Genomic DNA, 25,609 nt, shown 5'->3' with positions numbered 1-25,609 from the left:
GAAACACCTTCCGGACGGGCAGCTACCCAGCCGCCTTCTCCACAATTCCGATCGCTTCGGGGATAATACGCACCAGATCATCGGTGGGTACGGCACCGGAAATCAAAAAGTGTTGATCGAGCAGCAAAGTTGGTACGCCGCTCACGCCCTGTCCAGCCAACCCATCAGCAAGATTGTTGGTGGCTGAGCGCAACTCTTGATCATTCAGCGCCGCCACGGCCACGTCACGTGGCAGGCCGGCCTCTTCGGCAAGATCCACCAACACGTTTTCTTCGCCTATGTCCTTGCCATCAACGAAGTAGGCTTTGAACAACAGGTTGGCCAATGCCAGCGAAGCGTCGCCCTCGCCACTCTTCAGGCTTGAGGCCATGGCCATCACCATGTGCGCCTTGATCGTGTTGGGCGTGCGTTCCATCTTGTCGTGATGGATCGCAATGCCACTGTCTTCTGCGGCTTGGCGCACTTGGGCATCCAGTTCATTGGAGTGTTCAAGCGACCCAAATTTCTGTTTGCGATAGTCAACTCGCGCCATGCCCTCCTCGGGCATTGTTGGGTTGAGCTTGAACGGCAAGTAACGCACCTGTGGTCGCTCTTCGGCGGCCATATGCTCCAGCGCGGCATCCAGTCGTGCCTTGCCGATAAAACACCAGGGACAAACAAAATCTGAAACAATCGACAGCGTGTGCGAGGGGGACATCACTATAAACTCCTGGGAATCTTTGGACCCGACCCTAACGGTGCCCCCGGCAAAAGCCCACCCGTCGGCAGCATGGCATCAATGAGGCTCTTGCACTCCGTCCTGCGAAGGTTAGAAGGGCTGCCAACCAGGCGAGCACCTGGCGTAAGGAGACAAGTCTTTGATCACCATTGCTGGCGAGGCGCTTTACGATGTGTTCCCCAAAATGGGAGCCGCGCAAGACGCGCAGATCGGTCTCGATGCCGTGACCGGTGGTTCACCGTTCAATGTTGCCTGCGGGCTTGGTCGCCTGGGGTTTGCGCCATTGTTCTTTGGCGGCATCGCTGAGGGTCAGTTGGGTGATCGGCAGGCAAAGATTTTGGTCGATTCCGGCGTACGCTCTGAGGCCATCGTTCGCAAAGCCAATCTTGTCCCGTTGATGATGATCGCGCTCGCCGAAGATGGCCAGCCGACCTACAGCTATTACGGCCAATCAACCGCTGATGTTGACATCACGTTGGATGATCTGTCGGCTTTGCCACAGATGCCTGATCTGCTGCATGTGGGATCGTATAGTCTGGCGATGCCGCCTTTGGCTGACACGCTTGCAAACCTGGTTGCCAAGCTGCCGCAAACCAGCCTGCTAACGCTCGATCCCAATGTTCGCCCTATGGTTGAGCCGAGCGTCGACATTTGGCGTGCGCGTCTGGAGCCGCTTTACCGGCGAGCTGACATCATCAAGCTGTCTGATGAAGACATTGCCTTTCTGGAACCCGGCACTGATCCACGCTCCTATGCACGTGATCTCACCATGATCAGCGGTGCACCGGTTTTTCTCACGCTTGGCCATGAGGGTGTGATTGTGTTCATGGGCGAGGCGTCAGAGATGGTTGTCGCGCCTAAAGTAGATGTGGTCGATACCGTTGGTGCGGGGAACTCGTTCCAGACGACGTTGATCGCCTGGGCCTCACGCGCCGCAAATGCCAAGGCCATCCGCCAGCGTGATCTCTCGTTTCAGGCTTTGGTGGAAATCGCGGAGGCGGCGGTTGCGGTGGCAGCGCGCATTTGCGCCCAGCAGGGGCCGGTCATTCCGCAAGCCGATGCGTTGGAAGCAGCTATCTCAACCGGTTTGTTTCAGCGGTTCGCGAGCAACTGGTAATGTGTTGGCGGATGCCTCAGCCAAGCTGAACTCCAACTGCTCAGCACACCGCAGAGCTTCGTCAGCAACCTCCGGGCGCATGTAGGCAAAGCCTTGCACAAAGTCGCAGCCATACGCGCGTAGAAGGGCAATTTCGCCATCGTCCTCCGCGCCTTCACCGATCACGCTCATGCCCAAGCCGCGTCCGAGTGCGATAATACCTTGCAGCAATCGTGCTTTTTCAGGGGCCTGGTGCACACCGGCGATAAAGCAGCGGTCGATCTTGAGCTCGTCAAAGGGCAAATCATTGAGATAGCCAAGGGATGAATAGCCGGTTCCAAAATCATCAACAGCTAAGCGAATTCCGGCTTCCTTGAAGCGAGCTAGAGCCTTACGCACACGCCCTTCGCCATGATCGGCGAAGACGCTCTCGGTCAGCTCCAAGCAGAGCAGTCGTGGTGGGTACCCGGTTTCCTTGATGATGGCGATCACATCATCCTCAAAGTCTGATTGCCAGATTTGAGCGGCTGAGACATTCACCGAGATCATGCGCTCGGGTTCTCCAGCATCCAACCATGCCTTACCGGTCTGGCAAGCATCACGTAGAACCCACAAGCCAATATCGCAGATGAGGCTGGAGCTTTCGGCGACGGGAATGAACTCGGCAGGCGAAATGTAGCCCCGTGTGGGATGCTTCCAGCGCACCAAGGTTTCAAAACCTGCAACCCTGCCTGTGGTTAGATGGACCTGACCTTGATAGCGCGTTTCAAGGTCATTGTTGTTGATGGCCAGACGCAGATCACGTGCAAGGTTAAGGCGGGCCTGAACCGAATGGCTCATATCAGGCGTGAAAAACAATGCCTTACCGCGACCCTCATCTTTGGCCATGTAGAGCGCCAAATCAGCATTTCGAAGCGCCTGCTCCGCATCGCCACCATCTTGTGGGATCAGCGCGATGCCAAGACTGGTTCCGGTCATGACCTCACCGCGTTCCAGCTTCAAAATGCCAGTCATTCTATCGATGATGGAATTGGCAAATCGCTCCAAACACTCAACGCTGTAGTAATCGCGGATGATAACGGCGAACTCATCGCCGCCCAAGCGGGCAACAAAACCACGGTCATCAACATGCTCTTTGACGATGCGCGCAATGGTGCGCAAAAGCTCATCGCCAGCCGCATGGCCGAGCGTGTCATTGACCTCTTTGAAATGGTCCAGGTCCAACAACAACAGAGCCGCTGAGCCGCCCGATGTTTGCACGCCATACATCACATCACGCAGCTCGCGCGAAAAGAGCGCCCGGTTGGCAAGGCCTGTTAGCGGGTCGAAAAACGCGAGGTTGCGCAGCTGCTTTTCGGAATGCTTTCGGTCGGTGATGTCCTGAAGTGTGCCAAACAAGCCTGTGATGGTGCCTTGCTCGTCAAACAGCGGCTTGGTCATCATCGTGTAGTAGCCAAACGTTCCATCGCCGCGGCGAGCCTGAACATCAATGCTGGATGATGGCTTGCCTTCCAACGCGGCGGTGTGTTCGGCGCGTATCGCCTCGCGATCCTCGTTCGCACAAAGAGACAGAAACGCTTTTGAACTGGGAACGAAGTGATCCGGGTCGAGCCCGAGAATGGTGTAGAGATGACGTGACCACGTCACTTCTTTGGTCGCCAAATCAAACTGCCAATCGCCGATGCCGCCCATTTCTTGGGCCTCGCACAGAGTTGCGCTGCGCTTTTCAAGCTCGTTCTGCGCTCGTTTGAGGTCGCTGACATCCTGCGCCACGCCCATCAGCTGGGCCCCGTGACTGGTTGTTGCTTCCTTCAAGCGCATCATGATGCGGAAGTGCCGGGCGTCACGGGCACCTGGTAGGAAATAGCGAATATCCAAGGGCTCAACCGTCACGCCAGCGGCGGCGCGACGCAGGCAATCGTTGAACGTGATCCGATCAGACCTGTGAATACGCGCCAGCAGCTCGCGCCAAGATGGCATTTGGAAGGTGCAGTCTTCATCGGGACGCGCGTTGGCTTGTTGGGCTTCGGTTGCGCGCGCCTGCTCACATTCAAAACCCAACAGCGCAACGAGCCCGTCTGACCAACGGGTGGACCTGCTGTTAAGATCAGTTACCCAGTGACCGAGTTTTGCAATGGACTGAGCCGTTTTGAGTGCGAGCTGGTTCTCGCGGTTCTCGTTTTCCGATTCCACTTTGTCTGTGATGTTGCGCGCAATCCCGCGATAGCCAAGAAAGGTTCCATCGGCGGCAAAACGCGGTTTGCCCGCAATTTGCAGACTGTAAACGCCCCCATCTTCTTCTTCGGAGTTCATCCGGTAGACCAGTTCACTGAAGGGGCGACGGGCCTTCAGATCTTCAAAGTGAGCTTCGATGATCGGACGGTCTTCCTCGACCACATTCAAGTCGAGGCGGGTTTTGCCAACATAGTTGGCTTGCAGGTTTTGGCTTGCAGGATCTGTGCTGTTGGTGAACTCAACGAACCGATGCTGTTCGTCTGTCTCCCAGCACCAGTCGCTGGCTGAGGCGGCAAAATCGCGGAACCGTTCTTCGCTTTCGCGCAGTTGCTCGCGTGCTGCTTGTTCAGCGGAGATATCTTGAACCAAGCCAAACAGGCTGATGACACGCCCAGCCTCATCACGCATTGGGCTGCCAGAGATGCGCACCTGAAGGTGCTGCCCATCGCTGCGTGTCATGCCGCCCTCGACAACGTAGCTGGTTCCATCTTGCCAGCAGGCTTCCACTGCCTTTTCCGTTTTTTGCCGCAGCTCTTCGTCGTAGTGCTGGCGCAACTCTTTCAGATCGACGAGGCCATCGCGACCGATGGCGACACCCATCATGGTGGCCAGCTCGGGCGCGATGCGGAACCTGCCATCGCCGCGACCGGAGTTGATCCAGGACCCCAGGCGGCCCAGCTCAAAACTTGCTTTCAATAGGTGCGTTGTTGAGCGCAGCTGTTCATTGGTTTGCGTGGACGCTGTCGCGTTGAGGATGACCAAAAACGGCGCGGTAAATCCATGGACAATGTCGAGAATAACACAGAGCGCCTCGCCATATTTGTCAATGATTTCAAGTGATTGCGTTGCAATCAACGTCCCAACGGATGGCGTCTTCTCAGGGGTAATGACCAATTCAACAAAGGTTTCTATGAGTGAAATATCTGGAGCATCAAGGTACCGATCTATCGGCTCGCGCGTTGCCAGAGCGTAGCCATTCTTGGCTTCCGCGGCACGCAAGGGCACCACACACACCGCGACATCGTCACGTCGCGCGTGGATGGTATCGAGCGCCTTGTACAACGGCTTGACCATGGTGAGCATGTGAGGCCCACTGTCGAGGTCAATCGGATACACCACCCGCTGCCAACTGTTCACCGCCGAGCCAGGTGCAGCCTCCATCACAGTGCTCAGAGCAATGCCGCTTTCCTGGGTGGCCTGAAAACTGCGCTCGATATGATTGCGCGTGATAGTGTCGAAGTCTGCAGTGGACTTGCCGGTCATATCGAAACCAGCATCGTCGGCCAAACGCGAGCCGAAGTGGCGGTACTGGTAGTTACCATCATCGCGCTCAAAGGCGATCGTTACCTGATCAGCTTGGTCACCGAGGGCTTCTAGAAAGGCTTCGAGCTTTGGTGGTGCGCTCTCTGCATAGGCTTCAATAGTCGCACTGATGCGTGCCAACTCCGGGAAGCGGAGATGGTCTCGTGGCCCCAATTGCCGCACCAGCGAAACAAGCGTATCGGTCAAGCATCCTCCATCAGCCCAACACCCATTCCATAGAAGTCTTAGGGACTGGTGAACGTTGGAGGAAAAACGGGCGATTTCATAGGTTTACGCAACGTCATCAGCAAGCCGAAAATTTTCGAACGAATGTTCGCAATTGTGAAGTGTTGCCTGCTGTGCTGCTTGCTCTCATCTTACTCTCATGCAAACACGCCTTGGCCAATGTTGATCAATGAGCTTTGCTTGCTTCATGCCTGAACAGTCTTCTCTCACCGCCCAACTAAAACCACACGCGGACCGGATGCGCGTAGCCCATTTGCGCGACCTTTTGAGTGCCGATCCTGAGCGGTTCGAGCGCTTCAGTCGCACCGGCTGTGGGCTATTGCTCGACTGGTCAAAAGAAAAGCTCGATGCAGTTGCCTGGGAGAGTTTGCTTCACCTGGCGCGTGAACGAGGGGTGGAGAATGCGCGCGATGCTATGCTGCGCGGTGACCTGATCAATGGCACGGAAGGCCGAGCTGTTCTGCATACCGCGCTGCGCGGAGGCAATTGGGCGCCAACGCAGGCTCTGCAAGAGATTGCGCTTGAGAAAACGCGCTTTCTGCGCTTCGCCGATGACATCCGCGCCGGCGCCATCGCAGCCAGTGATGGCGCGCCGTTTGAACACGTGGTCAACATCGGCATCGGTGGGTCGGATCTTGGGCCTGTTATGGCGGTGCGGGCCTTGGCGCCTTTCTGTGACGGCCCGTCGATGCATTTTCTCTCCAATGTCGATGGTGCTCACGCCATTGATGTGTTGGACGGTCTTGATCCAAGGCGCACTCTGGTTCTGGTGGCATCCAAAACATTCACAACGCTTGAAACCTTGACCAACGCGCAGACCGCTCGCGCATGGTTGGCTGAAACTCTCGGCGAAGGTCAGGTCGGCCAGCATCTTGCTGCCCTGTCTACCAACGCGGACGCCACAGCAGCCTTTGGCATTCAGAGTGATCGCGTCTTTGGTTTTTGGGACTATGTCGGTGGGCGTTATTCGCTTTGGTCAGCGATTGGACTACCGCTGGCCTTGGCCATCGGCGCAGAACGTTTTGAGGCGTTTTTGGCTGGGGCGCACGCAATGGACGCGCATTTTGCCGACGCACCGCTTGCAGACAATATGCCGGTTATCCTCGCGCTGATCGGCATTTGGCGGCGCAACGCGCTCGCACTGGTCGGCCACGCGGTCATTCCCTACGAGGAGCGTCTAGCTCGGTTCCCAGCTTATTTGCAGCAGATGGACATGGAGTCCAACGGTAAGAGTGTGCGGATGGATGGAAGCCCCGCCCAGGATGCGACGGGCATGATGGTGTTCGGTGAGCCCGGTACCAATGCTCAGCATTCCTTCTTCCAACTCTGTCACCAAGGCCACGATGTCGTTGCCCTGGATGTCTTGATTGGCAGGCGCGTCGTTGGTGAGGCCGTTTCTGGCCGCGCAGGCGTGCATCATACCCATCTGATGGCCAACGCTTTGGCGCAGACACGTGCGCTTGCTCTTGGCCGGACGCTCGAGGAAACACGGGCAGAGATGGCTCATGAGGGCATCGCGCTGGATGAGATTGAGCGCCTCGCACCTCATCGCACTTTCCCTGGCGATCGACCCTCGACAACGATCGTCTATGATCAGCTTGACCCCGAAACATTGGGCAAGCTGATTGCGCTCTATGAGCATAAGGTCTTCGTGGAGAGCGTGCTTTGGGACATCAACGCCTTCGACCAATGGGGCGTTGAACTGGGCAAACAATTGGCCAAACAGATCACGCCAGCGCTTGCTGATCCACGCCTTGCCGCCGCGTTCGATCCTTCAACGCGCGGTTTGATCGAAGCGCTGCTGCAAAAGGAAGAGTGAAGCCTTGAGCCAAGAAACCCAAAATAAAGAAACCCAAAACCGGCAAATGCCTCGTCAGGCAGTCCTCATTGATGGCAAAGCGTTGGCTAAAAGCGTAACCGATGCGGTCGCCGATGTGGCGGCTCGGTTCACCGCTGCTCAAGGGCGCCAGCCTGGTCTGGCCGTTGTTTTGGTTGGTGAAGACCCAGCCAGTCAGGTGTACGTCCGATCAAAAGGCAAGATGGCTGCAAGATGCGGGTTTCATTCCGTCACAATCCGGCAGTCGGCAGACCTTTCGCAAACCGATCTGTTGGCGGTTGTCGATCGGCTCAACAATGACAGTACAATTGACGGCATTTTGGTGCAGCTGCCCTTGCCCACCCACATCGATGCAGACGCTGTGCTTAGTGCCATTGATCCAGGCAAAGATGTTGACGGCTTCCACCCCATCAATGCCGGACGGTTGGCATCCGGCGATGTCGACAACCCGCTTCTGCCGTGCACGCCAGCGGGAATCATGCATATGATCCGCACCATCCATGGCAAGGATTTGTCGGGATTAAACGCCGTTGTTCTTGGCCGCTCAACCATTGTTGGTCGCCCGATTAGCCATCTCCTTCTGGCAGCCAACGCCACCGTGACTGTTGCCCACAGCCGTACCAAAAACATCGAGGCGCTTGCACACACTGCCGATATCTTGGTGGCCGCCGTTGGGCGTCCGCAAATGGTAGGTCGCTCGTGGATCAAACCGGGCGCAACTGTGATTGATGTCGGCATCAACCGGATTGAGGATCAAAATCTCGGCACCAGCCAGCTTGTGGGGGATGTCAATTTTGACGAGGCGATGGACGTTGCCGGTGCTGTAACTCCGGTTCCCAAAGGGGTTGGTCCGATGACCATTGCCATGCTCATGGCCAACACGCTGAAAGCTGCCGAAGCGCGGGTCAAACGCGAGGCGGTGCCAGCCTAAGCGGCGCTCTTACTCTTAGAAGGCTTGCGATCCTCAAGAACCGTGGACAGGCGTCGACGCGCAGCATCGATCAGGTAAAGAGGCAGATCCTCGGTCGGTATGGGATCCCCAAGAAGAGGGCCTTGTAAAGCGGCAAACCCTAAGTTTGCCAAACGTGCCGCATGGCGAGGGTCAGCCACACGGCTTGCCAATATGTCGATTTCCAACACTGAGACCATAGCCACAAGGCCGCGCACAAGGCGATCCTCTGCCTGGGGATCAGCCAACGGATCGGTAAGAGCTGGATCAAAACGAACGGCGTGCACACCAAGCCGTTCCAGATTCGCCAGTGATGATGCGTGCGAGCCGAAATTGTCCACCGCAACACGGTAGCCATGCTGGCCAAGCGTCAAAAATGTTTCTTGAATGGCGGCGGCAGACCTGTCGATCAAAGCGGCCTCGTCCACGGCAAAGGTCAGGGCACTGGCTTCCAGGCCGTGGGTTAGGCGCAGCCTTTCAACCGACGAGACAAACGGCGCGAGTTTCATGTGATCGGTGCTGGAATTGATCCAAAGCTGTCCGGTGTCCGCGCCACGTCCCTGTGCATCGCCGACAGCGATCATCGCTGTTTCCAATCCGCACTTGCACAGCTTTGTGATTTGACCAGATTTCTGCGCCAGCTCTTTTAGTATTTGGCCCTCATAGATGCTGCCCTCGAAGGTCCATGAAGGTTCCACCGAGAATCCTAGTGGCTCAGCGTCATGTGCCCCAGCGATTGGCAACAGTGTGAAAGCCAGGTCTCCTTGATTGGCCGATAGAGCCTTGCCCAGTTCGTCTGCCTGTTGAAGTTTTGCAGCGTCGGCAGCTGCAAACCAATACCATTGGCCCCGCCCCTCTTCCTTGGCGCGATACTGGGCCAAGTCGGCATACTTCATCAGGCTGCGGCTATTGGGTTCGATGCCTTCGAACTCAACCAGGCCCAGTGAAATGCCGGTGCTGACTTTGCCGGCCATGGTCATGATGGGTTCGCGCATGCGTTCGAAATACTCGATGATCACGTCTTCGTAGCCGGTTTGGCCATCGCGGTCGGTGAGAACGAAAATGAACTCATCGCCACCCAAGCGCGCTGCGAAATCATCGGGTACGAGAACGGCACTCAATCGTCGGGCCAGTTCCACCAAAACCTCATCGCCAACATCATGACCGTAGGCATCGTTGATCGGCTTGAAGTGATCGATATCGAACAAAGCCACACAGCCGCCAGTCCTGGCGCCAGCTGCGAACTCTTCCAACGCAGTATCAAGGCGCAGATTAAAGCTCCGGCGGTTGAGGAGACCGGTCAACTGATCTGTTTCAGCATAGCGGCGCAGCTCCGCCTCGGCACGCTTGAGGTTGGTGACGTCCGTGCGAACGCCGACCGTCGAGCCATTGGCTGACACATGTTCGCGAACCTGAAGCCAAGTGCCGTCATGCAGTTTCTGCGTCAGATGCTCAGGAGGGTTGCGGTGATCCTCAAGCCGTTTCTTCAGCCAAGCTTCTTGGCTTTCAAGGTCTGGGCCCGCATCGCTGTATTGGCCACGCGCAAGACCAAAGCGGATGATGCTTTCAAATGTTGCTCCCGGAGTGATCGCCTCGGCTGAAGCCGCATAGGTCTCAAGATAGGCAGAGTTGCAGACGATCAGGCGGTCCTCATCATCATATGCGGCAACAGCGTCTGGTAGTGTCTCAAGAACATCCCGGAGGAGCTGTTCAGCGGAATGGCGCTGGGTCACCTCATCGCGCAGGACGTCCTCTTCAAGCTTGCGCTGGGTGATGTCTTGAAAAGCGCCTAGAAGACGCACGGCCTCTCCGTTTTCAAAGACCGCATGGCCGACTGCTCGTACCCAGATTGAGCGCTTCTTTGCCGTGAGAAGCGGCAGTTCGAGGTCCCACTTTTCGCCACTTCTCATCGCTGTTTCGACCGCATTGGTGATCGCAGCACGCGCCTCAGGGGCATAAAAGTCGATGGCTTGGGCCAGCTCTGGCTTGTAGTCGAGTGGCACGTCGTGAATGCGCTTGGTCTCATCGGACCAATAGAGCTCGCCGGTTTCTATCTCCAGCGACCATCCGCCGACGCACGCTATTTCAGAAACACCAAGCAGGAACTGCTCACTATGCTCCACAAGCGCTTCGGCGTCCTTGCGCTTTGTGATGTCTTTGCGCACGCTGAGGTGGCCTGTGACGGCGTCCTCATCATCGTACAACGGCACCACGATGTTATCGAACCACAGTTCCTTACCGTCTTTGGTGCGATTGCAAACCTCACCGACCCAGCTTTCTCCGCCATTGACGGTCGCCCAGAGTTCTTCAAAGAATCCGGCTTCATGGCGGCCGCTGTTGACGAGGGAATAGCTCTGCCCGATCAGTTCAGAGAGGTCATATCCCATGATCTGACAGAACTTGTCGTTGGCGTAGCGAATGACGCCTTGTGTGTTGCTCACGGACACAATCGAATGCGAATCCAAGGCACGCTTATAGGCGTCGGACAGAGCGTCCGGCGAAACCATTGCAAAAAGATCAGGGCCTGTTTGGCGCATAGGGCGGATGTCGATACATCAACTTAAGGATGCATCAAGCCTAGCCCTTGGGGGTTCCGAAAGCGTTAAGTATGGCCGCCACAGCCAAGCGACGTCGCTAATAGTTAGGCGGCTATTCCTTGGCGCTGATAATCCTTCACATCGAAGAACTGAACGCTAGGAAACCGGTCGCCTTCATAGGTCAGGTCAAACTCCGAAGCGGCCAAAAACACCATGGCGCCGTCAAGATCAGTGGCCAACGATCCACGATGGCGTGTTTCAAATTTGGACAGTTCAGCCTTGTCCTCGCACACAACCCACCGTGCGAGAGAAAAACGCGCGCTCTCAAAATCGACAGGTAACTTGTACTCGGCCATAAGCCGGTCTTTCAAAACGTCCAGTTGCAGCGCGCCAACCACACCCACCAAAGCCGGTGAACCGTCGACAGGAGTAAACACCTGGGTCACGCCTTCTTCAGCGAGCTGTTGCAGAGCCTCTTTCAGCTTCTTCGCCTTCATCGGATCGGCCAATCGAACGCGGCGCAAAATCTCCGGTGCGAAGCTTGGGACTCCGCGAAAGGCCAGCACTTCGCCCTCGGTCAGCGTATCGCCAATCCGCAGCGTGCCATGGTTGGGGATACCCACCACATCGCCAGCAAAAGCCTCTTCGGCCAAAGCCCGGTCTTGCGCGAAGAAAAACTGCGGCGTGTGCAGACCAATCATCTTACCAGTGCGCGCCAAACGCGCCTTCATGCCGCGCGATAGCTTGCCCGAACACACGCGCATAAAGGCGATGCGATCACGGTGATTGGGGTCCATGTTCGCTTGAATTTTGAACACGAAGCCGGTCATCGCAGGTTCGCTTGGAGCGACCTCGCGCACATCAGCTTCCAGTCCCTGAGGCGGCGGGGCGATGGCGCCCAGCGTGTCAATCAAGTCTTTAACGCCAAACTCGCGCAGCGCCGACCCAAACAAAACCGGCGACAAATGGCCTTCATTGAAAGCATCCGCATCGAAGGGTTTGGAGGCCTCAAGCGCCAGCATCAGATCTTCAACGCCAGCCTCGCGCTCATGTTCGTTGAAAAGCTCAGCGACCTTGGGGTCTTCCGGACCGTTCACCTTTTCCAGCTCACCAGAGGGGTTATCGATACGGCGGATGGCGCTTTGGCGCATGTCGTAAAGGCCAGCAAAGTTTTTGCCCTGGCCGATGGGCCAGTTAAACGGCGTCAGGTCCAAAGCCAGCGTGTTTTCGATGTCTTCCAGAAGCTCAAACGGATGCAGGCTTTCCCGGTCCATCTTGTTGATGAAGGTGATGATAGGGATGTCGCGCAGGCGGCACACCTCAAAAAGTTTGCGGGTGCGCGCCTCAATACCCTTGGCGGCATCGATCACCATGATCGCGCTGTCGACAGCTGAAAGCGTGCGGTAGGTATCTTCGGAAAAGTCCTCGTGCCCGGGTGTATCAAGCAGATTGTAGATATTGCCCTGGTAGCGAAACGTCATCACCGAGGTCATGACCGAGATGCCGCGCTGCTTTTCAATGTCCATCCAGTCGGAGCGCGTGCGTCGGCGATCACCTTTGGCTTTCACCTCACCGGCAAGCTGAATGGCACCGCCGAAAAACAGCATTTTTTCAGTCAGCGTGGTTTTACCGGCATCTGGGTGAGAGATGATCGCAAAGGTGCGCCGCTGATCGATCTCATCGGCGTAAGGGGAAGCTGTTTTGGTCATGCCGCTCGTTTAGCGCAATTGGGCTCGTGTGCAAGCTAGAGCGCGACGCGACGCCCTGTTTCGCCCGACTGTACCACCGCCTCAATCACTTTGAGCACATCGCGAACCTCTTCGCCTGTCACCGGTGGTGGCGTACCGTTTTGGATCGCCTCGCGCACAAGGCGGTAGAAAGTGTGGTGCTCGCCATTAAGCAATGGCGCACGTTCCACCGTTTTCGCCCCGTCCGGATAGGTTGTTAGTGTCCCGTAGTTCTCGGGAGGTTCCACGCCAAACCCGGGATCATGGGCTTTCATCCCACCTTTGAGCTGCGCTTCTTGTCCATCCATAAAGTCTTTGCGCCAGCCAGCCTTTGTTCCTTGGACCACGAAACGTGGGGCGTGCTCTGGTGAGAACATGTCAGCCTCGGCAATGGCACGAACACTGGGGTAGCCGAGCCGTGCGTGCAGCCTGTCGGGCACACCGCTGTTGGGTCGCCGGGTGAGCACTTCGCCTTCTACCCAGTCGGGCATGCCAAACAGCTGAACCAGTTGATCAAGCAAATGCGTGCCAAGATCGAAATGAATGCCAACGGCGTTGAGCGGTTCGTTGTGCCAGCTTGTTGGCGGCTCGGGCTTGAAAAAGGAAAAGGATGAATGGATGTGATGCACATCGCCCAGAACGCCGCGTGCCATCAAATCCTTAAGTGTGAGAAAGTCGCTGTCCCAGCGCCGGTTCTGAAAGCAGCTGACCAGTTTGCTGGCGTGTTTGCCAGCATCAATGACCCGATTGGCCTCTTCCACTGATCCAGCAAAAGGCTTGTCGACCACAACATTATGCCCAGCTTGCAGCGCCTCAATGGCCAAGGCGCCATGTGTTGGCGATGGCGTGGTGATGATCACAAGGTCCAGCGAGCGATCCTCAAAAAGTGCGTGGGCCGTTGGATAGGCTGTGGCATCAGGAAAGTCGCGCGCGATCTCTTCTGTGCGGCTGGAGGCAATTGCCGCCAGTTCGATGCCTGCGGCGCGCAAAAGGGGCGCGTGAAAGATACGCCCGCCAGCGCCATAGCCGACAAGGCCTGCTCGAAATGTCATACCGTTGGTCCTAAGCGTGTGTCAGATCAGAAGGGTCAAGCCCGATAATAGCCGGGTCGGGAGCACCCAAAATGCCGTCATTGCGCCCTTCATAGTCAAAATGTGTAAGCACATGACGGATGATCTCCAAACGACCACGACGCTTGTCGTTCATGCGCACAATTGTCCAGGGCGCAGTGTCGGTTGACGTGCGCACCAGCATTTCGTCGCGCGCTTTCGTATAATCGTCCCATTTGGTCAGCGCCTTCAAATCAATGGGTGAGAGCTTCCAGACTTTCAAGGGATCGTGGCGGCGATCATGAAAGCGCTTGATCTGCGTGGTCCGTCCGATGTTGAGCCAGAATTTCACAAACACGATGCCATCGCGCACCAATGCTTTTTCAAACGACGGCGCTTCGGACAGAAACTGCTCATGCTGCTCGGGTGAACAGAAGCCCATAACTGGTTCTACACCCGCCCGATTGTACCAGGAGCGGTCGAACAGTGTCATGTTACCTTCGGTCGGCAGATGGGTGACGTAGCGCTGAAAATACCACTGGCCCTGTTCGGTCTCGGTGGGTTTGGCCAACGCCGCAACGTGGGTGTGTCGAGGGTTGAGGTAGCGGCGGAAGTTGAAGATCGAACCGCCTTTTCCGGCGGCGTCGCGTCCTTCAAAAATCGCCACCAAACGCTGGCCGTTCTCCCGCATGTGTCGCTGCAGCTTGACCAGCTCAACCTGCAAGTCTTCCAGCCGCGCCTCGTACTTTGAGCGCTTCAATTTCTTGGCATAGGGATAGCCACCATCCTGCATTTGGAAATCATCCAGAGCCTCTGGGAACTGCGGATTATCAAGATCAAAGGCGGCAAGCGCTGCGTCTACTTCGCTAGGATAGGACATGGCAAATGTTCCAGAAAAGGCAGCCATGGGATGGCTTGCGATAAGGGCGAGCGCCCAAACTGCCTGGGGTCAAGAGCGATGACAAGCGTGCTTACTTAGAAACGCCGCATTTGCGTCACGCGCCTGTCACCGACTAGACGTTAGTGACGTTCATTCAAAGTCACGTCCAATGATTCGTCTTTTTCTTGGGGCGAACAGCATGACAAGGTCGCTTGGAAGCATGGTCAGTGAGACAGACAATACATCTGCGCAGACATCTGGCAACGCCAGCCAATCTGGCTCGTTGGACCTGCCGATCAGCTTGGTGGAGCGCTACATGGCGCAAATGCGCCGTGTGCGATGGATGGTCGTGGCGGTGGCTGTGGTTGTTTGTGTGCTGTTGGTGTCTGGACGGATTGATCTGCCGGAAGCAGCTTTCACATTCATCTTTTTGGCCGCCACCGCAATCGTCACCGGCACCGTTGCAGTCCAACGCTCGCCTAAGGCTGGTGCAACCAAGGCACCACGCAAGCTCTTAAGACCAAGCTATGAGCAGTTGATCCGCGCCTGGCCTCAGCCAGTGATTTTGGTGGATCAGCGCATGATTATCCGTACCATCAATCAGGCGACCACTGATTTGATGGATATACGCAAAGCTGGCGATCCGCTGTCCTTCCGGCTGCGCGAGCCCGATGTGTTGGCTGCTGTTCAGGCCGCTCTTGATCAAGGCCGCGAAAGCACCCGAACAATTCTGGAGAAAGTGCCATCAGAACGGGTTCTACGACTGCATATCGGTCCTTTCTCCTACACCGGTTCGTCCGACATGCCTTATCCCGGCGGTCGGCGCGAGGCTGGCCCGGCGCGATTTGTGCTGATTGTTATTGAAGATGACACGGCCACTTACCGCTCTGAGCGTGTGCGTTCGGACTTTGTCGCCAATGCCAGCCATGAGCTGCGGACCCCGTTGGCTTCGATCACCGGCTGCATTGAGACCTTGCAGGGCCCCGCACGCGACGACCCTGCCGGACAAGAGCGGTTTCTAGCCATTATGAGTCAGCAGGCTGAACGCATGACGGCGCTGATTGATGACCTGCTCTCCCTCAATCGTATCGAAATGCGTGGTCACCGCACGCCAACAGACTGTGTGAACCTTGAGGCCACCGTGCGTGAGGCGATTGATCTGGCCAAGCCAGCTGCCGAGACTGCCAATGTCACATTCAACTTAGAGCCCTCTCAGTCCCCCGCCACGGTGCGAGGCGATGCCAGCGAGTTGCGCCAGATCGTGACCAACCTATTGCAGAACGCCATCAAGTACGCCGCTTCTGGCGAGCGGGTTGATCTTTCCCTTCGCGATGCCGTTGAAGGTGGTGTTCGCATGGTGGAATTGCAGGTGCGCGATTACGGCCCCGGCATCGCTCAAGAGCATCTTCCCCGCCTGACCGAACGGTTCTATCGCGCCCACGAGGACACCAACCCCGTGGCCTCTGGTACCGGTCTTGGTTTGGCCATCGTCAAACACAGCGTCGCGCGTCATCGTGGACGCCTGATTGTTGAGAGCACAGTGGGTGAAGGTGCGACCTTCAGCATTCGCCTGCCTTACATGACAGATTCCGGGTCGAAATCCGATAATGCGGAAAAAGCGATTGAAAAACAGTCGGTTAAACTGTCACACGACTGATACATCACTGTCATAGAACCCTCATGCCGAAGGACTACGGTCCGCTCGCATTCAAGCTTTGCACCCCCAGTCGTGCAGCGCGATTTTCGAATGGTGGTTCAGTCAGATCTGCCCGCGCTGTCACGATTTTCTGCATCAATCAGGGAGATTGACTCGTGAAAATTGCAACTCTTACCAGTGTTGCCGCACTTGCTATGGCTGGCGCCATGGTGGCTGCGCCAGCTCAGGCACGCGACCAAATTCAAGTTGTTGGTTCGTCCACTGTTTTCCCGTTCACCACTGCTGTGGCTGAGCGCTTCGGTCAGCAGACCGACTTCGGCACACCTGTTGTTGAATCAACTGGTACAGGCGGTGGTATGCGCCTCTTCTGCGCTGGTGTTGGTGCTGATACGCCTGACTTCACCAACGCTTCGCGCGGCATGAAAGCTTCTGAGCTGGAAGACTGCACCGCAAACGGCGTGACGCCGGTTGAAATGCGCGTTGGCTTTGACGGCATCGTCATCGCTAACTCGGTCGACGGCCCAACCCTAGACCTCACCCGCGCTCAGCTGTTCTTGGCCCTGGCCAAACAGATCCCAGGCGATGACGGCGAACTGATGGACAACCCAAATGTTTCTTGGGCTGACATCGATCCAGGCCTGCCAACAGCGGACATCGAAGTGCTTGGTCCACCACCAACCTCTGGCACGCGCGATGCATTCCTTGAGCTGGTTATGGAGCCTGGTTGCGAAGAAGCTGGTTTTGAAGGTGACACCTGCGAGGCGATCTTTGAAGAGCTGCGCGAAGATGGCGCTTATGTTGACGCTGGTGAGAACGACAATTTGATCGTTCAGCGTCTGCAAGCCAACCCAGATGCTGTTGGCATCTTCGGTTACTCTTTCCTCGCCGAAAACGGTGATGTCGTGAAGGGCGCTCGCGTTGATGGCGTTGACCCAACCTTCGACAACATTGCATCTGGCGAATACCCAGTGTCTCGCTCGCTCTACGTTTACGTGAAGGCTGAGCATGTTGGCGTGATCCCGGGCATGGAAGAGTTCATCGCTGAGTACACCTCAGAAGCTGCTTGGGGCGACGAAGGTTACCTCGCTGAGCGTGGCCTTATCCCGCTTCCAGCCGATGCGCGTTCCGAAGCTGCTGCTGAAGTGCAGTCGCTGACACCGTTCACCGCTATGTAATCCACGTCTGTGGATTGGCAGCGCGCGCTCTAAAGTGCGCGCTGCCAATCTGTTGCTTTTCGAGGCTTAGCCCCGGCTTGCAGATCTTCCGTCAATCGCGCTTGCAGCTTCGAAGCTCGCGCGTGGGACCAATCGGGGTGGTGTGTTTTCGTGTTTTGGTTGCTTCTCTTAGCGTTGATTGCCCTGTTCGCCGGGTCTCTCTACATCGGCGCAAAACGCTCCCGACAGGTGGCTGGTACAAGCACCAGTATTTTGCATTCGCGGCCCAGCTACCACGGTGGCTACCTCGCGATCATGTCCACCGTCCCAGCACTTGGCGTATTGATCTTATGGTCAATCGCCCAGGGTCCGATTATGAACTCGTTGGTTGTTGGTCAGTTCTCCGATCAGTTTGCCGCTCTTTCCCTGCCTGAAAGGGAGGCCTTTTTGCGCGATGCCCGTGCTTTGGCGTTTGGCGGTATCGCCGGCTTTCCCGATGAGCTGAAAGAAGCTGCTGCCGAAGTCTATGCGCGACTGCAAACCATGTCGCTGATCGCGATGACGGCAATCATGGCCGCGCTCGCTCTGCTTGGTTTCCGCGCTGGCTACCGCAATATCGAGCCCCAGCGCCGCACGCGCCATTTCGTCGAACGCGCCGTGATGCTGTTGCTGATTGCCTGCTCAGTGGTTGCGATCTTCACCACGGTTGGCATCGTGCTTTCGCTCATCTTTGAGAGCATTCGCTTTTTCACGATGATCCCCATTCACAATTTCCTGTTTGGCCTGCACTGGTCGCCACAGTCGGCCTTTGCTGGTGCTGGCGAGGTGGTGGACGCAAACCCCGAAGTGTTTGGTGCCATACCACTGATTGTTGGCACCCTTTTCATCACATTCATTGCGATGTTGGTTGCTGGGCCAGTTGGCCTGTTTGCCGCCATCTACCTCTCTGACTATGCCTCCAAATCAGTGCGCGCGATTGCCAAACCGGTGCTGGAAATTCTCGCCGGTGTGCCCACCGTTGTGTACGGTTTCTTCGCCGCGTTGACGGTCGCTCCCTTTATCCGGGATACCGGCCAAGGGTTCGGTTTGGACGTGTCGTCAGAATCCGCACTGGCGGCTGGCGTGGTGATGGGCATCATGATCATCCCATTCGTTTCATCGCTGTCTGATGATGTCATCACGGCGGTTCCGCAATCACTACGCGATGGCTCGCTGGCGCTTGGCTCAACCAAGTCTGAAACCATTCGCCGTGTGGTTCTGCCTGCAGCGCTGCCAGGCATCGTCTCGGCGATGATCCTCGCCATTTCGCGCGCCATTGGCGAAACCATGATCGTGGTGATGGCTGCTGGTCTGGCCGCCAATCTCACCGTCAATCCGCTGGAAGCGGTGACGACCGTGACCGTTCAAATCGTGACATTGCTTGTTGGTGACCAAGAGTTCGACAGCGCCAAAACGCTGGCAGCCTTCGCCCTGGGTCTGCTGCTCTTCTGTGTCACGCTGACCCTCAACTTCATCGCCCTGCGCGTCGTGCAAAGGTACCGTGAACAGTATGACTGATATTGCCTCTGCTCCCTCCGGCGGTTCTGTCGCGCCCGGCCTGCACACCTCCGATGCAGCCCGCCGCCGCCTAAAGGCAAGATACGCCTCCGAATTTCGGTTCAAGCTCTGTGGCATTGCTGCCGTGCTCACCGCTGGGTTCTTTTTGGTTTTGCTTCTGTCGACAATCGTCGGTCAGGCCCTTCCAGCTTTTGTGTCTCATCAAGTGACAATCCCGGTGAACCTTTCGCAGGAAGTGTTGGATCCGAACAATGAGGGCGAAAGCGTTCTGCGTCGTGCCAACTATGATGCAGTTGTGCGTGATGGCATTCACAGTCTCTATCCGTTTGCTGCAAGCCGCGATGACCGTCGCACAGTGTCCGGTCTTATCTCATCAGGCTCTGCGGTGCGTGTGCGTAGCGCGGTGCTGACCGATCCTGACGGAACTATTGGGCAAACTAGCTTCACCGTGCCGCTAGATGACACCGCCGACCTCTATTTTAAGGATCAGGTGTCGGAGGAACGCCGTGTGGTGCCAACCGGCACGGCAACACCCACTGGCACAGAAGGTACCATTCAGGTCCTTTCCACCGCCAATGATTTCCGCGAGCTTCTGGCCGACGTGAAAGACTTCCTGGCCGAGGAAGCAGAAGGCGTGATGCGAGAGCTGGAAGGCAAAGAACGCTCTCTGGAACGTGCTCAGCTGGACCTCACTTCCTACCAAACACGCTTGCCAGATGTTGCTGAAAGCCGTCGCAACTTCTTTGAAGACCAGATTGAAATTCTGGAGCGCGGCATCGTCTCGCTGGGCCGTGATATCGAGAACCTCACCGCTGAGCTAGCAGACCTTCAAGCCCGTTCGCAGACAGCAGGGGCTGAGGAGGCCCTTTCAACCGCACTTCCTTCCATTTTGGTGGAAATCAATGGTGGCGTTGTCAAAGCCACGCGCATCAGCGCCACGGGCATTGAGGGCGAGGTGATCATTCCATTGCAAAACACGGCATCTGCGGTCGGAGAGGAATGGTCGATCCGCGAGATCGTTCTGCCGGAACGCAATCGCAAACTGAACGATCGATCCATTGTTTATCTCGACCTGCTGGCCGAGCAAGATCGTGTGGAGCGCACATTCAACACCGTGTTCTTCACATCTGGCGCCAGCCGTGAGGCTGAACTGGCCGGTATCTGGGGCGCGGTTGTCGGCTCCTTCTTTACGATGATCGTTACGCTCTCCTTGGCCTTCCCGCTGGGTGTGGCAGCCGCCATTTATCTGGAAGAGTTTGCGCCAAAAAACCGGTTCACGCAGATCATTGAGGTCAATATCAACAATCTGGCTGCGGTCCCTTCCATCGTGTTCGGTCTTTTGGGTCTGGCTGTGTTCTTGAACGTTTTCGGCATGCCGCGCTCTGCCCCCATCGTCGGTGGTATGGTGCTGGCTCTCATGACACTGCCAACCATCATCATCGCCTCCCGCGCTGCCCTTAGAGCTGTTCCCCCATCTATCCGTGAGGGCGCCTTGGGCGTTGGAGCTTCGAAATTGCAGACAGTGCTGCACCACGTGCTGCCACTTGCCATGCCAGGTATTCTCACCGGCACAATCATCGGCATGGCGCAAGCGTTGGGTGAAACCGCACCGCTGCTGATGATCGGTATGGTGGCCTTCATCGTGGATGTACCGTCCACACCGCTTGATCCTTCCACGGTGTTGCCGGTGCAAATTTTCATGTGGGCTGACTTCCCAGAAGTGCTGTTCCGGCAGAAAACTTCGGCAGCCATTTTGGTGCTGCTGGCCTTCCTTATCACCATGAACGCTCTTGCCGTGATCTTGCGCAAGCGCTTTGAGCGGCGCTGGTAAGCGCGCCTCGTATCGAGTAAACGGCACCCCAAGGAGACATCGCCATGTCGACCACGCAAACCGTCCGAGAAAGCAACACTGCGCCCACTGCGCCTGTTGCTGCTCCCACTGGCGATGTCCTGCCAGGAGGAACCACCATCACCGACGCTCCACCAGAATCCGTCAAAATGAAGGGCGTTGATGTCAATGTTTTCTATGGTGACAAGCAAGCTCTGTTCGACATCAACTTAGATGTTGGCGAACGCCAAGTTACATCGCTCATCGGGCCATCTGGCTGCGGCAAGTCAACCTTTCTGCGCTGCCTCAACCGCATGAACGACACCATCGATATCGCGCGGATGGAAGGCACAATCACGATCGGTGAGCAGGACATCTACGACCCTTCCATTGATGTGGTTGAGCTGCGTGCCCGCGTTGGCATGGTGTTCCAAAAGCCGAACCCATTTCCAAAATCGATCTTTGAAAACGTTGCCTATGGTCCTCGGATTCACGGGTTGGCGGACAACAAGAACGATCTGGAAGAAATTGTGGTCACGAGCTTGCAAAAGGCAGGCTTGTTCGATGAGGTCAAGGATCGCCTCGAAGCGCCTGGCACCGGTCTTTCGGGTGGTCAGCAGCAGCGCCTTTGCATCGCCCGCGCCATTGCAACATCACCGGAAGTGTTGCTGATGGATGAGCCTTGTTCAGCGCTCGATCCAATCGCGACGGCTAAAGTGGAAGAGCTGATTGACGAACTGCGTGAGAACTACACCATCGTCATCGTCACCCACTCGATGCAGCAAGCTGCGCGCGTTTCTCAGCGCACCGCGTTTTTCCACTTGGGCATTTTGGTTGAAGTCGGTGCCACCGATCAGATCTTCACCAATCCGCGTGACAACCGCACCCGCGACTACATCACCGGGCGTTTCGGCTAAGTGAACTGTTCTGCTGTATAGTCAGAACACCAATGCTTTTGGATGGCTCTAAAGGAGCTTCTTGAATGACCAAACATATCGTTACCGCGTTTGACACCGACTTGCGTGACCTCTTGCTGGAACTGGCGCAGATGGCCGGTTGGGCCGAGCGCTCTGTGGAGCTTGCCGTCGACGCCCTGATGACCGGCGCACGCGATGAAGCCGAACGTGTGATTGCCGATGATGATCGCGTGGATGAAGCCGATCGCAAGATTGAAAGCGATGCCGTTCTGCTGATTGCCCGTCGCCAGCCCATGGGCGATGATCTGCGTGTGATTGTTTCATCAATGCGCGTTAGCCAAGACTTGGAACGCGTGGGCGATCTGGCAAAAAACATCGCCAAGCGCGCGCTCATCATTGATGGCACGATCCAACAGCGCACCTTGGCGCATGGTGTCGATAGCCTCTCGCGCCTTGTGCTTGGCCAGTTGAAACGGTCCATTGAGGCGTTCGTGGAACGCGACACCGCCAAAGCGGAAGATGTTTGGCGCCATGACGCGGAAATCGACGCGCTCTACACCTCTCTGTTCCGCGAGCTTCTGACTTACATGATGGAAGATCCGCGCAACATTTCCTCCTGCACGCACTTGCTGTTCTGCGCGAAGAACCTTGAGCGCATCGGCGACCATGCCACCAACATTGCCGAACGGGCGATCTACACGCGGACCGGCGAGATGATGGCGGTAAACCGACCCAAGCAGGATGAGCTCGGCACGGCAGTGTCCGAGCCAAACCGGCCCAACTAAGCGACGTTGAGGTAGCCCGTGCAACCGAGCATTCTGATCGTTGAGGACGAAGCACCACTTGTGGAGCTTCTGAAGTACAACATCGAAGCACTTGGCTACGATGTTGATGTGGCTATGCGCGGCGATGACGCTGAAACGCGTCTACAAGAGCGCACATTTGATCTCATTCTGCTCGACTGGATGTTGCCTGGACTGTCGGGCATCGAGCTTTGCCGCCGCATCCGTTCACGGGCGCAAACCAGCTCAACGCCCATCATCATGCTCACCGCCCGCGGTGAAGAGGCCGAGCGTGTGCGCGGCCTGACAACCGGTGCCGATGATTATGTGGTCAAACCGTTCTCGATCCCAGAACTGGCGGCGCGGATCAAAGCGCTTCTGCGTCGTAGCAGCCCAGAGCTCATCACCAATGCTTTGACGGTTGGCGACATCGAACTTGATCGGGAAACCCATCGCGTTCGCCGTCAAGAGCGAGAAATCCATCTCGGTCCGACCGAGTTTCGGCTGTTGGAGTTTCTGATGCGCACTCCAGGCCGCGTGTTTTCACGTGAGCAACTGCTCAACGGCGTCTGGGGTCATGATGTCTATGTCGATGATCGCACCGTCGATGTGCATATCGGTCGTTTGCGCAAAGCCATCAACAAGGGCCGTGCTCGCGATCCCATCCGTACCGTGCGTGGCGCAGGCTATGCCTTTGATGATCGGTTCCAAGAGAACCCAACGCGCCAGTCTGCTTAGAACTCAGCAGACCAGAAACGAAAACGCGCCCCCTCGGGCTTTTGCCAAACGAGAAGGGCGCGCTGTGTGAAGCAATGCTGGGAGTTTTATCGGTTCCGGTCGCGCCGTCGTTCATTCGGCGCTTGGAAGGCTACCCCGCAGTGATATTCGCAATAAGGCTGTCCATCGAGCGCTGAACGGCCACAAAAGTGGAAGTCATCATTCATCGGATCACCAACTGGCCAACGGCAGGTGTCTTCTTTCAGTTCTTGAATGGAAAGCTTTGGGCTTTCACCAACCAACACCAGATCAACATTGCCGCGAGCGACGGGTGCTTGCTCAAGAGTGGCAACGGCCATCTCATCGGATTTAAGCGCTGTTGCCCCAACTGAGACGCCAGCCCCGCCGCCAACGCGTGCGGTTGTCGTGCTGCGCCTTGGGCGTGATGTGCCAGACGAAGGTGCGCGTGGCTTGCGTGCGCGCGGCGTTGCTGTGGATGTTGGCTTGCCGCGACCCGATAGGCCCAACCGATGCACTTTACCGATGACGGCGTTGCGCGTGACATCGCCAAGAGCAGCTGCGATCTGGCTCGCACTCGACCCACCCAGCCACATTGTCTTCAACACTTCGACACGTTCATCTGTCCAAGCCATCGATCGTTTCCTCCGCACATGTGCAGCGCAACTCTTCTGGAGAACCGCGCAAACCCGCCCCAAAACTCAAAACTTACCTTCGTCACGAACTGGCAATCGGCAAAAACCAACGGCACGCGCCAGAGTGCTCTCACTCTGCAGGCACGGCTCACGTGATTGCCAGGTCCATGATAAACAGCCACCACATCTCGTGGCCCTCGCCATTAGAGCTACACCAGTGGTTGAATCGGTGACAAGAGTCAGAGGTTAAAAAAAAGTGAACAAGATCCGCCGTTTCCGGGGAAAACCTCTGGTTTCTTGAGTCGTTAGAAGGACTTAGAAATTTGACAGGGTAGCGAAAAAAAATGCTAGACAGCAAGGGCTCGGCCCGCATAGGGCCGTTTCTTTTTTGGGTCGACATTGGACCTGCCCTAAGGTCAGGCAAAATTCAGCTGTTGTCGCCCCTTTCGTTCGCAACAAAACGGTACAAAAACGCATCTTTGATGCGCTGACCGTTTTTTCGATGGCCCACAAAGGGGGCACGTATCCATGGCGCAGTCACTGCCCGTCGACCAGACATCATCCACGAACAGCTCGGACGACAATCCACTGTTTGGTACCTACAACCGCACACCGCAGACGTTCGTTCGCGGTGAAGGTGTGTGGCTGTTCGATGAAGATGGCCGACGCTACATGGATTTTGTTGCCGGCATTGCCGTCAACGCACTTGGCCATGCGCATCCCCATCTGGTTGATAGCATCAAGAGCCAAGCGGAGAAGCTGTGGCACACATCGAACTTGTTCCAGATCGATGGTGGCAAGCGCCTCGCACAACGGCTTTGCGATGCAACGTTCGCCGAAAAAGTGTTTTTTACCAACTCTGGGGCTGAAGCTCTGGAATGCGCGATCAAGACCGCACGGCGCTACCACTTTGACCAGGGCCAGCCTGAACGGGTGAACATCATCACGTTCCAGGGGGCCTTTCATGGCCGGACGTTGGCCACCATCGCTGCGGGTGGCAACCCGTCTTACCTTGAAGGGTTTGGTCCGGCGGCCCCTGGGTTTGAAAACCTTGGTTTCGGTGACCATGATGCGCTCAACGAGGCCATAGCGCGCGAGGATTGTGCGGCAGTTTTGATCGAGCCCATTCAAGGGGAAGGTGGTGTGCGCTCGGTGCCGGACCAATGCCTACGCGGCTTGCGTGAAGCATGCGACAAGCATGGTGTGCTCCTTATCCTTGACGAGGTGCAAACCGGTGTTGGTCGATCTGGCCATTTGTTCGTCCACCAGCGGCTTGGCTTTGAGCCAGACATCATGGCGGTGGCCAAAGGCATTGGCGGTGGTTTCCCGCTCGGAGCGTGCCTTGCGACAGCTAAGGTTGCTGCGGCCATGGTTCCAGGTACCCACGGTACCACCTATGGCGGCAATCCCATGGCCATGGCGGCTGGGAACGCGGTTCTGGATGTTGTGCTTGAAGAAGGGTTTTTGGACACTGTGCAAGCGAGGGCGCGCGATTTGACTCAAAGCCTGGGTGCACTGATTGACCTCTATCCCGACATTTTTACCGAGGTACGCGGCGAGGGCCTTTTGATGGGCCTTAAATGCGCAATCCCCGTTGGCGACGTTGTGGCCGCTGCGCGCAACCAGGGTCTGCTTTTGGTAGGCGCTGGCGACAATGTGGTGCGTTTGCTTCCGCCATTGATCATCACACGCGATGATATCGCGTTTGCCATGGATGTGCTGGAAGAGACCGCCCGCCAGCTGGATGATGCGCGCCAGTCCTAACAAG

General features: G+C 56.7%; 17 protein-coding genes and 2 pseudogenes. 12 read left to right on the top strand and 7 right to left on the bottom strand.

Features of this window, described 5'->3' with window-relative positions; translation table 11 throughout:
• Positions 1-22: 22 nt before the first annotated feature.
• On the bottom strand, positions 23-697 hold the full coding sequence (locus ABWH92_RS03085; RefSeq protein ID WP_375572044.1) for a DsbA family oxidoreductase: 675 nt from the start codon (positions 695-697) through the stop codon (positions 23-25).
• A 160-nt stretch (positions 698-857) separates the two neighbouring features.
• On the opposite strand from ABWH92_RS03085, the gene ABWH92_RS03080 reads away from it, so the two are divergent.
• Entirely contained in the window at positions 858-1,835 is a 978-nt protein-coding gene (locus ABWH92_RS03080; protein ID WP_375572042.1) for a PfkB family carbohydrate kinase, read from the top strand.
• Here ABWH92_RS03080 and ABWH92_RS03075 read toward each other — a convergent pair.
• The gene (locus ABWH92_RS03075) at positions 1,797-5,558 is read right to left on the bottom strand and encodes an EAL domain-containing protein (RefSeq protein WP_375572040.1); all 3,762 of its coding nucleotides are present in this window, start codon (positions 5,556-5,558) and stop codon (positions 1,797-1,799) included. The genes ABWH92_RS03080 and ABWH92_RS03075 overlap by 39 nt on opposite strands.
• Before the next feature lie 226 nt (positions 5,559-5,784).
• On the opposite strand from ABWH92_RS03075, the gene pgi reads away from it, so the two are divergent.
• Together pgi and folD are read left to right on the top strand one after the other, a co-directional pair.
• A complete protein-coding gene (gene pgi, locus ABWH92_RS03070; protein ID WP_375572038.1) occupies positions 5,785-7,416 on the top strand; it encodes a glucose-6-phosphate isomerase in 1,632 nt (543 codons plus the stop codon).
• A gap of 46 nt (positions 7,417-7,462) precedes the next feature.
• Positions 7,463-8,365: a bifunctional methylenetetrahydrofolate dehydrogenase/methenyltetrahydrofolate cyclohydrolase FolD gene (folD, locus tag ABWH92_RS03065; protein ID WP_375574172.1), complete on the top strand. Its 903-nt coding sequence runs from the start codon at positions 7,463-7,465 to the stop codon at positions 8,363-8,365.
• Here the strand turns inward: folD and ABWH92_RS03060 are convergent.
• From ABWH92_RS03060 to ppk2, 4 genes are all read right to left on the bottom strand, one after another.
• Positions 8,362-10,890, bottom strand: a complete 2,529-nt coding sequence (locus ABWH92_RS03060; RefSeq protein WP_375574171.1) for a diguanylate cyclase domain-containing protein — start codon at positions 10,888-10,890, stop codon at positions 8,362-8,364. The two genes, folD and ABWH92_RS03060, sit on opposite strands and share 4 nt — an antisense overlap.
• A gap of 134 nt (positions 10,891-11,024) precedes the next feature.
• Positions 11,025-12,629, bottom strand: a complete 1,605-nt coding sequence (locus ABWH92_RS03055) for a peptide chain release factor 3 (RefSeq protein ID WP_375572036.1) — start codon at positions 12,627-12,629, stop codon at positions 11,025-11,027.
• Between the two features lie 35 nt (positions 12,630-12,664).
• Entirely contained in the window at positions 12,665-13,699 is a 1,035-nt protein-coding gene (locus tag ABWH92_RS03050) for a Gfo/Idh/MocA family oxidoreductase (RefSeq protein WP_375572034.1), read from the bottom strand.
• A gap of 10 nt (positions 13,700-13,709) precedes the next feature.
• The gene (ppk2, locus tag ABWH92_RS03045; protein WP_375572032.1) at positions 13,710-14,576 is read right to left on the bottom strand and encodes a polyphosphate kinase 2; all 867 of its coding nucleotides are present in this window, start codon (positions 14,574-14,576) and stop codon (positions 13,710-13,712) included.
• A gap of 220 nt (positions 14,577-14,796) precedes the next feature.
• On the opposite strand from ppk2, the gene ABWH92_RS03040 reads away from it, so the two are divergent.
• The 8 genes and pseudogenes from ABWH92_RS03040 to phoB all read left to right on the top strand — a co-directional run bounded on the left by ABWH92_RS03040 (position 14,797) and on the right by phoB (position 23,209).
• Complete coding sequence (locus tag ABWH92_RS03040; protein ID WP_375572030.1) at positions 14,797-16,233, top strand: ATP-binding protein; 1,437 nt, start codon at positions 14,797-14,799, stop codon at positions 16,231-16,233.
• A 155-nt stretch (positions 16,234-16,388) separates the two neighbouring features.
• Positions 16,389-17,408 (top strand): substrate-binding domain-containing protein, encoded by a 1,020-nt coding sequence (locus ABWH92_RS03035; protein ID WP_375572028.1) that lies wholly within the window; start codon positions 16,389-16,391, stop codon positions 17,406-17,408.
• A gap of 150 nt (positions 17,409-17,558) precedes the next feature.
• Positions 17,559-18,944, top strand: a complete 1,386-nt coding sequence (gene pstC / locus ABWH92_RS03030; protein ID WP_375572026.1) for a phosphate ABC transporter permease subunit PstC — start codon at positions 17,559-17,561, stop codon at positions 18,942-18,944.
• Positions 18,937-19,434 (top strand): annotated as a pseudogene (locus ABWH92_RS03025) (DUF3333 domain-containing protein); the annotation flags it as partial. The gene pstC and the pseudogene ABWH92_RS03025, both read left to right, overlap by 8 nt.
• Positions 19,435-19,956: 522 nt before the next feature.
• Positions 19,957-20,775: pseudogene (pstA, locus tag ABWH92_RS03020) on the top strand (phosphate ABC transporter permease PstA); the annotation flags it as partial.
• Between the two features lie 167 nt (positions 20,776-20,942).
• Positions 20,943-21,689 (top strand): phosphate ABC transporter ATP-binding protein PstB, encoded by a 747-nt coding sequence (gene pstB / locus ABWH92_RS03015; RefSeq protein WP_375574170.1) that lies wholly within the window; start codon positions 20,943-20,945, stop codon positions 21,687-21,689.
• A gap of 65 nt (positions 21,690-21,754) precedes the next feature.
• Complete coding sequence (gene phoU / locus ABWH92_RS03010; protein WP_375572024.1) at positions 21,755-22,474, top strand: phosphate signaling complex protein PhoU; 720 nt, start codon at positions 21,755-21,757, stop codon at positions 22,472-22,474.
• Between the two features lie 18 nt (positions 22,475-22,492).
• Entirely contained in the window at positions 22,493-23,209 is a 717-nt protein-coding gene (phoB, locus tag ABWH92_RS03005; RefSeq protein WP_375572022.1) for a phosphate regulon transcriptional regulator PhoB, read from the top strand.
• 86 nt (positions 23,210-23,295) lie between these two features.
• On the opposite strand, the gene ABWH92_RS03000 is transcribed toward phoB, so the two are convergent.
• Entirely contained in the window at positions 23,296-23,841 is a 546-nt protein-coding gene (locus ABWH92_RS03000) for a GcrA family cell cycle regulator (RefSeq protein ID WP_375572020.1), read from the bottom strand.
• Between the two features lie 528 nt (positions 23,842-24,369).
• Here ABWH92_RS03000 and ABWH92_RS02995 point away from each other — a divergent pair.
• The gene (locus ABWH92_RS02995; RefSeq protein WP_375572018.1) at positions 24,370-25,605 is read left to right on the top strand and encodes an aspartate aminotransferase family protein; all 1,236 of its coding nucleotides are present in this window, start codon (positions 24,370-24,372) and stop codon (positions 25,603-25,605) included.
• Positions 25,606-25,609 lie beyond the last annotated feature (4 nt).

The sequence above is a fragment of the Ahrensia marina genome, assembly GCF_042140245.1.
Classification (GTDB): domain Bacteria; phylum Pseudomonadota; class Alphaproteobacteria; order Rhizobiales; family MH13; genus MH13.
The sequence above is the reverse complement of the archived record's forward strand: the minus strand, read 5'-3'. Positions and strand labels throughout refer to the sequence as shown.